General features: G+C 71.3%; 8 protein-coding genes. 4 read left to right on the forward strand and 4 right to left on the reverse strand.

The genetic code is table 11. The features are described 5' to 3' along the window. The first annotated feature begins 381 nt into the window (after window positions 1-381). Entirely contained in the window at window positions 382-3,249 is a 2,868-nt protein-coding gene (locus tag SACMADRAFT_RS18225; protein ID WP_050998165.1) for an arabinosyltransferase domain-containing protein, read from the forward strand. A gap of 36 nt (window positions 3,250-3,285) precedes the next feature. Here SACMADRAFT_RS18225 and SACMADRAFT_RS18230 read toward each other — a convergent pair whose 3' ends face one another. From SACMADRAFT_RS18230 to SACMADRAFT_RS18240, 3 genes are read right to left on the reverse strand one after another with little or no spacing between them, the layout of a single operon-like run. Further along, window positions 3,286-5,979: a bifunctional acetate--CoA ligase family protein/GNAT family N-acetyltransferase gene (locus SACMADRAFT_RS18230; protein ID WP_009155307.1), complete on the reverse strand. Its 2,694-nt coding sequence runs from the start codon at window positions 5,977-5,979 to the stop codon at window positions 3,286-3,288. Window positions 5,980-5,999: 20 nt separating this feature from the next. After that, window positions 6,000-7,172 carry an acetoin utilization protein AcuC gene (locus tag SACMADRAFT_RS18235; RefSeq protein ID WP_009155308.1) on the reverse strand — a complete coding sequence of 391 codons (1,173 nt, stop codon included), beginning with the start codon at window positions 7,170-7,172 and terminating at the stop codon, window positions 6,000-6,002. A gap of 11 nt (window positions 7,173-7,183) precedes the next feature. After that, window positions 7,184-8,032: a sulfurtransferase gene (locus SACMADRAFT_RS18240; RefSeq protein WP_009155309.1), complete on the reverse strand. Its 849-nt coding sequence runs from the start codon at window positions 8,030-8,032 to the stop codon at window positions 7,184-7,186. 148 nt (window positions 8,033-8,180) lie between these two features. On the opposite strand from SACMADRAFT_RS18240, the gene SACMADRAFT_RS18245 reads away from it, so the two are divergent. The 3 genes from SACMADRAFT_RS18245 (at window position 8,181) to galE (ending at window position 11,199) form a co-directional block, all read left to right on the forward strand. Continuing rightward, a complete protein-coding gene (locus tag SACMADRAFT_RS18245) occupies window positions 8,181-8,876 on the forward strand; it encodes a metal-dependent transcriptional regulator (protein WP_009155310.1) in 696 nt (231 codons plus the stop codon). Then, window positions 8,873-10,063, forward strand: coding sequence for a galactokinase (gene galK, locus SACMADRAFT_RS18250; RefSeq protein WP_009155311.1), 1,191 nt, complete (start codon window positions 8,873-8,875; stop codon window positions 10,061-10,063). The genes SACMADRAFT_RS18245 and galK overlap by 4 nt, the downstream gene beginning before the upstream one ends. 131 nt (window positions 10,064-10,194) lie before the next feature. Further along, entirely contained in the window at window positions 10,195-11,199 is a 1,005-nt protein-coding gene (gene galE / locus SACMADRAFT_RS18255; protein ID WP_009155312.1) for a UDP-glucose 4-epimerase GalE, read from the forward strand. Window positions 11,200-11,224: 25 nt separating this feature from the next. Here galE and SACMADRAFT_RS18260 read toward each other — a convergent pair whose 3' ends face one another. Beyond that, window positions 11,225-12,307 (reverse strand): DUF4192 domain-containing protein, encoded by a 1,083-nt coding sequence (locus tag SACMADRAFT_RS18260; RefSeq protein WP_009155313.1) that lies wholly within the window; start codon window positions 12,305-12,307, stop codon window positions 11,225-11,227. Window positions 12,308-12,409: the final 102 nt, after the last annotated feature.

The raw sequence follows: 12,409 nt of genomic DNA on the forward strand, positions 1-12,409 counted from the left end.
TGGTGGTCGTTGTGGAAACGGTCGGCTCGAACGGTTCGGCGAGCGCGGCACCGACGAAACCGAAGTCGACCACAACACCGAAGCGGCTGCTACTTGCGAAGCGGCCATCCGGCAAGCTCTACTCTTTCGAGTGAGGGATGTGTAACGAACTCGAGTGAACTTGTGCCGTGAGCAAAAGGAGTTGTGGCGACGGGCCGCGGCTCGGCTGAATTGCCGCCCGGCACGCACTAGCCTGCGCCGGTGCTCTCCCTGCATTCCACGCCCGTTCGGGTGGAAACCGGCTCGGTCCCGCGTTCGGCGAGCGCACGCCGCCGGAGTCGGCTAGCGACCCTACTCGGCCTGGTTGCCGGACTGTGCGCGCTGGCGTTCCCGCTCGCGCCCGTGGAACAGCAAACCGCGCGCTACCACTGGCCGGAACCAGGGTCGGCGGACACCGCGACGGCCATGCCGCTGCTGCCCTACCAACCGCTGACACTGGAGGCGACGTTCTCGTGCGCTGCCGTGGCTGCGGCGAGTGCGTCCGGCCCGGGACCGCACGTGGTGCTGTCCACCACACCACCCAGGGTTGACCCAGCGGCCGCGCCGCTGCCCGGACTCCGGGTGGTCGAGGACGACGGCATGCTGCGGATCAGCAGCTACGGCACCCGAATAGCGCAACAGGCCGTGCCCGCGGCCGGCGAGTGCACCTGGCAGGTGCACTCGGATCATCGGCGCACCGAACTGCGCAAGGACGGCAACATCGTCGCCCGCGTCGACGCCGACGTTCGCCCCGCCGTCTCCGGAGCTTTCACCGATTCGTCCACAGTGGATGGTTTGCGACTGGACCTTGTCGCGGACACCCGCTTCCAGACCGCGCCGAGTTCCGCGAAGCTGGCTCTCGGCATCGCCTGCCTGCTGGCTCTGGGCGCGATGCTCGCCGCCGTTGGCAGGCTCGACCGCGCCCACCGGGGCCACTCCCGCACGGGTTCGCGCCGAGGGTGGTGGCGTCCTCGCGCTGTGGACGGCGTGGTGGCGGCGCTGGCCGTGGTGTGGCAGTTCATCGGGCCAGTCACCGTGGACGACGGCTACATCGCCGGGATCGTGCGTGGCAGTGAGCACAGCGGCTTCCTCGGCAACGCCTACCGCTGGCTGAACGCGCCGGAAGCCCCGTTCAGCTGGATCTACGAGCCCTACCGGCTGTGGTCGCAGGTGTCGGTGGAAGCGTTGTGGCTACGGGTGCCGTCCACGCTGCTGCTGCTGTCGAGTTGGTGGCTGCTGTCGCGACTGCTGCTGCCACGGCTCGGCCGGTTCGGTGGCCAGCGGTGGGTGCCGTGGCTGGCGGCCACGGCGCTGCTGGTGTGGTGGCTGCCGTTCAACCTGGGGCTGCGGCCCGAACCCTGGGTGGCGGTGGGCACCCTGGCGGTCTTCTACCTGGTCGAACGGGCCATCGCCACATGGACGATCCGACCGCTCGCGCTGGCCGTCGCGCTCGCCCCGGTCACCGCGGCGGTCACGCCCGGCGGGATCATGGCGCTCGCCCCGCTCGGCTGCGCAGCGGTGCCGCTGTTTCGGTTGCTCAGGACCCGCACCGACCTGAGCGTGACGGCACGGGTGGTGGTGCCGCTGGCCGCGCTCGGGGTCGCGGCGCTGCCGATGTTCGCCGATCAGGGACTGGCCGCCGTTGTCGAGGCGGTCCGGGTCCGCACCCTCATCGGCGGTGATCTGCCCTGGTACCAGGAGCCGCAGCGCTACGCGCACCTGCTCGGATTCGACTCGTTCGAAGGCTCATTGCCGCGCAGGGCCGCGGTGCTGCTCACGCTGACCGGGGTGGCAGCGCTGATGTGGACACTGTCGCGGCGGCGGGCGAGGCAGCTGCCAGGGCTGTCGCGCCCGGTCGCGATCCGGCTGACGGCCACGTTCACCGTCGCGCTGGCGACGATGACGTTCACCCCGACGAAGTGGACACAGCATTTCGGTGCGCTGGCGGGCATCGGAGCAGCGGTGCTCGTGGTGGCCTGCCACACCTGGTCACGGTCGAGGAACTGGCACACCGCGGAGTTGCTCGCCGGGCTGGCGGTCACCACGGTCGTCGGCTCACTCGTACTGGCGGGCCGCAACGAATGGCCCTACCTGTCCAACGACGGCGTGACATGGGGCACGATCACCCCGCAACTCGGTGGCGTCGAACTGGCCACGCTGGCACTCACTATGGGCGGCACCCTCACCGTGGCGCTCGCGATCGTCGCGGCGTGGCGGCGAAGCGGCGGCAGGCGGGCACTTCCGGGATCGTCACGGCTGCCGAGTCCCGCGCTGCTCACCGCCCTGCTGATGGTGGCGACGGTCGGGCTGAGCTTCTACTCCTTCGGCAAGGCCGGCCTCGCGCGAGCCGACAGCTACACCATGGCCTCCGACAACCTCGCCGCGGCACAGGGCGACAGCTGCGGCCTCGCCGACGCGCTCGCGGTGGAGGCCGACCCACGGAGGGGCGCGCTACCCGCCGCGGGCGCGGGCCCGACCGCCACGGACCGGCCCGAGCTCGCCGTCGGTGGTGCCGTGCTGCCGGGGTGGCTGGCGGCACCCGCGGAACCGACCGGGGACGGAACCGGGCCGGCGTTTCGAACCGGATGGTTCCGGCTCAGCCAGGCCCAACGCGACGGCGACCTGCCCGTGGTGGTCACCACCAACGGGCGAGCGGGGCGAATCACCGCGCGGTTCGCCGGGCCGGGCACGAGCACCGAGACCGAGGTCGCCGCACCGGTGAGCACCGAACGTGGCGACACCGTCGACGTCCGGGTCATGGCGCCCGGCGGCGCGGCCCGGGTGCGGCTCGACGTCGCCGCGGGCGGCGAACCGTTGGCGGTGAGCGTGCCACGCAGCCCCGAGCTGTCGCCGATGAACTCGCTACTACCGCCGGGCAGCAGCGCGGTGGTGGACTGGCCGGTCGCCTTCTTCTTCCCCTGTGTCCGGCACGCGGCCATGACCGAAGGAGGCACCGAACTGCCCGGCTGGCGATTGACCACCCAGCAGGGAAACGACGCCGGTGAGGTGGCCTACTCCCCGGTGCACGGCGGGCCGTTCGCCGCGGCGCGGTTGCTGTCACGACAGCAGCGGGTCCCGGTGTACTTGCGAGGCGAGCCGGCCCGGGAGCCCGCGCGGCTGTACCGGTGGCAGCCACGCACCGCTGCCCGGGCCCGGCCGCACCTGACCGAGCGCACCGTGCCAGGCTGGAGCGATGCGGCGCCGCTGAACGTGCCGGGTCTGAGCGGGTGAAACCTGCGCCTTCAGCCGACTCGTCGCGGCAGGAGGCTAGTCGGGGGCGTTGATCTGCCGCAGCCTGCGGGGCCCGGTGTCGGGCCGCGAGGGCGGGTGACCCAAAACGACTCGGGCGTTGGTCACGAACACACCTTCCGGCGAGGCCAGCACCGGGTCGAGGACCAGCGAGCGCACCTCCGGGTTGTCCTCTGCGAGCGCGGCGACCCGCAACACGAGGTCCTCCAGCGCCTCCAGGTCGGCAGGCTCGTCTCCCCGGTAACCGGTCAGCAGCGGTGCGGTTCTCGGCTCACGCACCAGAGTCGCCGCGTCCACATCGGTGAGTGGCACCGCGCGAAACGCCTGGTCGCCCAGCAGCGCGCTCACCACCCCGGAAAGCCCGAAGGAGACGAGCGTTCCGAAGGACGGGTCGTCCTGCAGCCCGACCGCGCAGGAAACACCTTTCGGTGCCATCCGCTGCACGTACATCCGCTCGGTCCCGGACACCTCGCGGATGTCCCGGTAGCCCGCGCGTACCGACTCCTCCGAGATCAGGTCGAGCCGCACACCGGCGAGGTCGGCCCTGCCCCGCAGGGTGTCGTCGATCGACTTCAGTGTCACCGGGTATCCCAGCTCGGCGGCAGCCTCCACGGCCTCTTGCTCCGCGCCCACCGCCCGGAACGGCACGACCGGGATGCCGTAGCAGTCGAGCAGCCCCACCACGTCGTCGACGGCCAGCTCGACGTCGTGCTCACCCAGCAGCCGCCGCACCATCCCGCCCGCGCGCTCCGGGTGCAGGCCCGCGGGCCGCACGACCGTGCCCTGCGGCCGTTCCCGCCACGCCGCGTAGCGCACCACCCTGGCGAGCGCGTTCACCGCCCGCTCGGGGCTGGGATAGGAGGGGATCGATCCGAACGACGGCGCCCCGTCGTCCGACACCACGGCCAGTTCGTCGGGAACGCCCTCCGCGGCGAGGAAGGTCGACACGATCGGCTTGCCCTGGCCGTCGTCGCGCGCCACCACGGTGTCGCGAAGTGCCCGCGCGTAAGCCGTGCCCGGAATCGCCACCGGCGGGACGAACACCACGACCAGCGCGTCCACCTCCGGTGAGTCCAGCGCCTCGCCGACCGCGGCGGCGAATTCCTCGGGACCGGCCTGCGGGCCGACGTCCACCGGGTCGACGCCCAGCCGCAGCCCCTGTGCCCGCGCCGTGTCGGCGGCGAGCAATCCGATGGCGCTGGAGTTCCCGACGATCGCGATGCGCGAACCCGCTGGCAGCGGTTGGTGTGCGAACACCAGCGCGGTGTCGAACAGTTGTGCCAGCGTGTCCACCCGCACCACCCCGGCCTGCTCGAACAGGGCCTGCACGCTGGACTCGTCGATCTCGGTGGAAGTGGCGGCCAGCTGTGGCCGCACAGCGTGCCGTCCCGACTTCACCGCCACGATCGGTTTGCTGCGGCCGAGCCTGCGAGCCAGCCGCGCGAACTTGCGAGGGTTACCGAAGGACTCCAGGTACAGCAACACCAGATCGGTCGCCGGGTCGGTCTCCCAGTACTGCAGCAGGTCGTTGCCGGAGACGTCGGCACGGTTGCCCGCCGACACGAACGTCGAAAGGCCCAGGCCCCGCGACTCCGCGTCGGCGAGGATCGCGATGCCCAGCGCGCCGGACTGGCAGAAGAACCCGGTGCGCCCGCGCTTGGGCAGGCGCGGCGCGAGGGTGGCGTTGAGCCGCACCGCGGGATCGGTGTTGAGCACCCCGAGCGCGTTCGGCCCCACGACGCGCATTCCGTGCGCTCTGGCCTCTCCGACCAGCCGCAGTTCGGCGTGCAGTCCGTGGGGGCCTGCCTCTGCGAACCCGGCCGACACGATCACCAGTGTCTTGACCCCCTTGGCCAGCGCACCGTCGAGCACGGCCTCCACCTGGTCGGCGGGCACGGCCACGACCGCGAGATCGACGGCGTCGGGAATATCCACGACGGATGGATATGCCCGCACACCGCGAACCGAGGAGTGCTCGGGATTGACCGGGTAGACCGTGCCCGCGAAGTCGGCGGCCAGCACATTGGACAGCACCGCATAGCCGATCTTGGTGGGGTCGGTGGAAGCGCCGATGACCGCGACCGAGCGTGGATGCAGCAGGTTGTGCACGCTGCGCGCCTCGGCCGCCTGCTCCCTCGCCCTCGCCACGGCCAGCGACTCCTCGGTGGGGTCGATGTCGAACTCCAGGTGCACCACGCCTTCCTCGAAGGCACGGCTCACCTGGTAACCGGCGTCGCGAAACACCCGGATCATCGCGGTGTTCTCGGCGAGCACCTCGGCGACGAAACGGCGCAGCCCGCTCTCCGATGCCGCCGCCGCGAGATGCTCCAGCAGGATCGAGCCGAGACCGCGACCCTGGTGGGCGTCGTCCACCACGAACGCCACCTCGGCCGAACCTGCGTCCAGCCGTTCGTAGCGGCCGACGGCGACGATGTCGTCGCCGAGCAGCGCCACGAACGCGACCCGGTCGTGGTGGTCGACCGTGGAGAACCGCTCCAGATCGCGCGGCGGGATGCGCGGGTAGGCGCCGAAGTAGCGCAGGTACCGGGTGCGTTCCGACAACCGCCCGTGCAGCGCGACGAGCCCGTCGGCGTCGGAAGGCACCACCGGCCGCAGGTGCACGGTGCCGCCGTCGGCGAGCACCACGTCGGCTTCCCAATGCCTGGGATAGTCGAACGGGTCGCGACCGGTGTGCTCAGTGCCTGCCGTCATCGCTGCCTCAGTCTCTCGGGTCAGTCTCTCGGGTCGTCGGGGTCCAGTCCGTGCAGCGGGAACACCGCGCGGCGGGTGTCGCGGATGGCGGCGTCGACCGCGTCGTCGAGCCCGTCGCCCCAGCTGGAGAATCCCGTGTCACCACCGTCGGTCATCGCGAGCGGTAGCTCGGCGTGAGGCGCCAGCCCGCGGACGTGGTCGCTCCACGATGCCGGCAGCGGCGTGACGGGGTCGATGTCGCGGTCCAGCACCGTGGCCAGCAGGTGGGTCCACGACCTGGGAACCACCCTGATGAGCTGGTATCCGCCGCCGCCCACCGCCAGCCACTTGCCGTCGGCGTAGGTCTTGGCCAACTCGCGCAACGTGGCGTAGATCGTGCGGTGGCCGTCCACCGTCAGCGACAGGTCGGCGAGCGGGTCCTCGTCGTGGGAGTCGACACCGCACTGGGTGACGAGCAGTTGCGGCCGGAACTCGGCCAGCAGTGACGGGACGACGGCGTCGAAGGCTCGCAGCCACCCCGCGTCCTTGGTTCGCGGCGGCAGTGGGACGTTCACGGCGTAGCCCTCCGCCGCCTCGACGCCGGTCTCGGCGGAGTACCCGGTGCCGGGGAACAGCGTGAAGGGGTGCTGGTGCAACGAGACGGTCAGCACCCTGCGGTCGCCGTAGAAGGCCGCCTGCACGCCGTCTCCGTGATGCACATCGGTGTCGACGTAGGCGATACGGTCGAAGCCGTTGTCCAGCAACCACGAGATCGCCACCGAGCAGTCGTTGTACACGCAGAAGCCGGAAGCGTGGTCGGACATCGCGTGGTGCAGCCCGCCCGCGATGTTCACGGCCCGGTCGGCCCTGCCCTCGGCGATGCGTCGCGCGCCGAGCAGTGTGGAGCCGACGACCAGCGCGCCTGCCTCGTGCATGCCGGAAAAGATCGGGTTGTCCTCGGTGCCGAGGCCGTGCCCCACCTGCCAGCTCGCCATCGGCGCCTGCTTGACCGCTGACACGTACTCGGCCGTATGCGCCCGGTACAGCGCTTCCTCGTCGGCGGCCTCCGGTGCCAGCACGGGAACGTCGTCGAGCACGCCGAGCGCGGTCGCGAGCCGGATGGCGAGGTCGAGTCGAATCGGGTTGAACGGATGCTCACCGCCGAGGTCGTAGGCGAGCAGTGCGGGGTCCCAGACGACGGCCGAACGTGACATGGGAGTCGAGCCTAGCCCGGCCGCGGCCCTGTGACAGCGGGCCGAGCGGGATCGGCCGACCACTGCGACCACGATCCGGCGTACAACGCGGCCGGCTGGTCATGTCCTGCGAGTTCGAGAGCGAGCACCACGGAGCTGGCGGTGACGCCTGAGCCGCAGTAGGCGCCGACCGGGGTGCCCGCCGTGACACCGAGCGCGGCGAAGCGCGCGGCGAGTTCGGCGCGCTCGCGCCAGCGGCCACCCGAGTCCACGTGCGACGACGACGGCGCGTTCAGCGCGCCAGGGATGTGGCCGGGACGGGGGTCCACGGGCTCGGTCTCTCCGGTGTAGCGCCGGGGCGCTCGCGCGTCGAGCAGTACCCCGTCGCGGGCGATGGCCGCGGCGGCGTCGGCGTCGAGGACCGGCATGGCGCCGGGGCGGACCTCGATGTCTCCGGGTTCCGGTCGTGGTCGCGCGGTGGTGACCGGCCTGCCTTCCGCCTGCCACGCGGCGAAGCCGCCGTCGAGCACCGCCACCTCGTCGTGCCCGGCCCAGCGCAGCAGCCACCACGCTCGCGCCGCCACGGAGGAGTCACCGTCGTCGTAGGCCACGACGGGGTGTGCCGTGCGCACCCCCGCCGCCCGCAGGGTCCGCTGCAGCTCGGCCGGTTCGGGCAGCGGGTGCCTGCCCGCCGCGCCGGGCGGGCCGGACAGTCCGGTGTCCAGATCGACGAACACCGCGCCCGGCAGGTGCCCCGCGCGGTAGGACTCGATGCCGGGTGGTCCGTCGAGGCGCCACCGCACGTCGAGCAGGACGGGCCGCTGCCGAGGATCGGCTTCGAGCGACGCGGCCAGTTCCGTTGTGGTGATGACGGGGTGCATACGCCCATCCTGCCCGCGCGGGTGCGGCCGACGCACCCGCGTCGCGCCAGCACGGGCCGCTGTTCATCCGCTGCTCAATTGCCTGATCGCCTGCGGCCCCCGTCACGTCCAGCCACTACGATGAGCATGGCGAGCAAAGGGGACAGGCGTGAACGATCTCATCGATACCACGGAGATGTACCTGCGCACCATCTACGAGCTCGAGGAGGAGGGCGTCGTGCCGCTGCGGGCCCGTATCGCCGAGCGCTTGCAGCAGAGCGGCCCCACCGTGAGCCAGACGGTGGCACGGATGGAGCGAGACGGTCTGGTGGTGGTTGCCGACGACCGGCACCTGCAACTCACCGACCACGGCCGGGAGCTCGCGGTCGCGGTCATGCGCAAGCACCGGCTCGCCGAGCGCCTGCTCGTGGACGTCATCGGCCTCGAGTGGGAGCACGTGCACAACGAGGCGTGCCGCTGGGAGCACGTGATGAGCGAAGCTGTGGAGCGAAAGCTCGTCAAGCTGCTCGGCCAGCCCAAGACCTCGCCGTACGGCAACCCGATCCCCGGCCTGGACAAGCTCGGCGCGGGCGAACCCGCGCCACCCGCGGAGTCCGACCTCGTGCGGCTCGACGACGTCGCCCGCTCGGGCGGCGGCAAGGTGGAGATCCGCCGGATCGCAGAGCACGTGCAACTCGACGAGGACCTGATGACCGAGTTGAAGTCCGTCGGGATCGTGCCGGGCCGGACGGTGAACGTCGGCCGGATCAACGGCGCGGGCACCACCGTCGAGGTCTCCGACGACAAGCACTCCGCCCAGGTCGCCGCGTCGGTGCTGCACGCGGTGCTCGCGCAGGCTCGGTGAGCACGAGGCCACAGGGCACAGCGCCACCTCCGCGGCTGGCCGAGGACGCCTTCCGGTCGGTGCACGGCCGCGAGCCACACGGTGTCTGGTCCGCTCCTGGGCGCGTGAACCTCATCGGCGAGCACACCGACTACAACGACGGTCTGGTGCTGCCGTTCGCGCTGCCGAACCGCATCGCCGCGGCCGCGGCGCCCCGCGACGACCAGCTGCTGACCTTCGCCACACTGGGCGCCGACGGGCGCGTCCAGCGCGCGGAGCCGGTACTAACGGGTGACCTTCGACCCGGCCACCCGTCGGGTTGGTCGGCATACCTTGCCGGTGTCGCGTGGGTGCTGCGCGAGCACGGCGTCACCGGCGGCGCCGACCTCGTCGTGGCCGGGGACGTCCCCACCGGAGCCGGGCTGTCGTCCTCGGCCGCCCTCGAATGTGCGGTCGCCCTCGCCCTGCTCGGTATCGCGGGCCGGGACGAACCGGACCGGGCCCGCCGGGCCGAGATCGCCAGGTGGGCACAACGCGCCGAGAACGAGTTCGTCGGTGTGCCGACGGGTGTGCTCGACCAGACGGCCTCGATGTGCTGCGTAGCTGGTCACGCGTTGTTCCTCGACGTGCGCTCGGGCGAGGCCGAGCACGTGCCGTTCGACACCGACGGCAGCGGCCTTCGCGTGCTCGTGATCGACACCCGCGTCAAGCACACTCTCGGTGAGTCCCAGTACGGCGACCGTAGGCGCGACACCCGGCGCGCCGCCGAATCGTTGGGGCTGGCCTCACTGCGCGACATCGACGTCGACCGGTTGCCCGACGCGCTGCGGTCGTTGCCCGAAGACCTTCGCCCGCTGGTGCGGCACGTGGTGACCGAGAACACCAGGGTGCTCGAGGTCGTCGCTCGGCTGCGCCAGGGGCGCGCCGACGAGATCGGTCCGTTGCTGAACTCCTCGCACGACAGCCTGCGCGACGACTACCGCGTGTCCTGCGCGGAACTCGACCTCGCCGTGGAGTTGGCCGGGCAGGCGGGCGCGCTGGGAGCGCGGATGACCGGCGGCGGTTTCGGTGGGTCCGCGATCGCGCTGGTACGCCACCGCCATCTCCGCGACGTGGAGCAGGCCGTCACAGCCGGGTTCGAGCGCGCGGGGCTACGCAGACCCCGCCTCTTCACCGTCGTGCCTTCGGCAGGCGCCGGTCGCGACTGAGGCGACCACCCCCGCACGCCATCCCGGTACGGCGTGCGGGCACACTGTCGCCCTACTCTGACAATCGCACTCCGACAATCGCAGTAATCGATCGCAGCAATCACCTTCTCCCGAGAAAGGGCCTCGAGCCAATGCCCACCGACATCACGACGCCGAGCATCCCGATGAAACTGGTCGTCACCGGTGGCGCAGGCTATGTCGGCAGTGTGTGCGCGGCGCGGTTGCTCGAGGCGGGACACGAGGTCACCGTCGTCGACGACCTGTCCACCGGCCATGCCGACGCCGTCCCGGACGGCGCCCGTTTCGTCCAGGGCGACGCCGCGGAGGTCGCAGGCACCCTGCTCGCAGACGGCTTCGACGGCGTCCTGCACTTCGCCGCGAAATCGCTGGTCGGAGAGTCCATGCAGGACCCGGGCAGCTACTGGCGGGGCAACGTGCTCAACTCCCTTCGCCTACTCGACGCGATGCGCACCCACGGCACGCCTCGCCTGGTGTTCTCCTCCACTGCCGCCACCTACGGTGAGCCGGAGTCGAGTCCGATCCCGGAAAGCGCCACGGCAGCGCCCACGAACACCTACGGCGCCACCAAGCTGGCCATCGACCACGCGATCACCAGCTACGCCCGCGCGCACGGACTCGCGGCCGTCAGCTTGCGGTACTTCAACGTGGCGGGCGCGTACGGGCGATTCGGTGAACGCCACACCACCGAAACGCACCTGATCCCGCTGGTCCTGCAGGTAGCCACCGGTGAGCGGGACCAGGTGCAGATCTACGGCGACGACTACCCCACCGGCGACGGCACGGCGGTCCGGGACTACATCCACGTCGCGGACCTGGCCGACGCGCACCTGCTGGCGCTGGCTCGCGCACGGCCGGGCGAGCACCAGATCTTCAACCTGGGCAACGGCACCGGATTCTCGGTACGCGAAGTGATCGACGCCTGCCGGGAGGTGACCGGGCACCCGATTCCCGCCGTCGTGGCACAACGCCGTGCCGGGGATCCCGCGGTACTCGTGGCCTCCAGCGAGCAGGCACGCGAGCGGCTGGGCTGGAAGCCGCAGCGCACGGAACTGGTCGACATCGTCGCCGACGCGTGGCGGTTCGCCCAGGAGCGGAAGGCGACCGGCCGCGCATAACCCCGGTTCCCCGGGGCCGGCATGGTCAGGGCCCTCCCGGTTCCCACAGTGGGTCGGTTTCGGTGCTCGCGCCGAGCTTCGCGAGGGTCTCGGGTGGCAGTGCGTGGTCGAGCGCCTGTGCGAGCAGTTGCGCCAGTACGTGTCCGGGATCGGCTTCCCTGGCCCTGGCCACGGCCATGCCCGCGAGTGCGCCCTCGCCGCGCACGTACGCGGAGTAGCCGAGCAGCGTCGCCGCCTGCGCACGTTCCGGTGCGGGCAGTTCCCGGGTCAGCGCCAGCCACAGTCGCTCGGCCGTGACCGCGCGCGGACCGGCCGGTGGCAGCGCGGTGGCCAGGCAGGCGTCTCGGATCTCGGTACGTTCCAGCGCCAGCGCCAGCTCGACCACCTCCCGGTCGCAGAACTCGAAGTCGCCCCGGTGCGCCCGTGCCAGCGCGGCGCGCACCACCGCGCGGCCACACTCGACCGGGTCCGCGGGAGCCGGACAGTCGTCGGGGTACTGTCCGGGTCCGTCGGGCCGGCTGTCGGCGATCTCGTCCAGGAGCGCCGATCGGCGGGCCAGCACGGCCGGGTCCACGGGGTCGAGCTGGCGTTCCATCGCTTCACGGCTGCCGTAGGTGATCAGGCCGGCGTGTGCCGACACCGCCGCGAGAACGGTCGAGTTCGGATCGGGCAGCCGCCCGGTACAGGTGGAGTCCTCGTAGCACTGCCAGCGGGCCCCATCCTGGATTTCGGGAACCCACAACGCATGCATCACGCACAGGTTGGCTTCGGCGAACGCGTCGGTGATCGTGTCGACGAGTTGGCGACGGGGCGGCCCGGTGGCGTTCTCGCCGTCGTGCCCGCCGCCCACGATCGCGATCGTGACGCCGACGGAATCGTCGTACAGCAGCGGGGTTCTCAGCCGCACGGCGAGCGCGACGTCCTCGTCGGGGTTCGGCAGATCGGCCCGCAACACGTTGCCGATGCGGTTGCCGGTCTCACCTCGGTGGCCGATGACGAGCACCGAGTCGGCCGGTCGGAACCCGAGCAGGTGCGGGATCGCGGCGAGCAGTTGTCCTGGGTTGCGCAGGTCCACCTTCACGGTGCCCGCTGTGGAGGGAGTGGTCATGGTTCCACCATGCGCGGGGTTGGCGGGGTGAGGGGGCGAAGGGGGAAATCTGTGGACAGGGTGGGCGGGGTTGAACAAGTCGACGAAGATGCCGTGGTGCGG

It is taken from the genome of Saccharomonospora marina XMU15 (assembly GCF_000244955.1).
GTDB classification, from domain to species: domain Bacteria; phylum Actinomycetota; class Actinomycetes; order Mycobacteriales; family Pseudonocardiaceae; genus Saccharomonospora_A; species Saccharomonospora_A marina.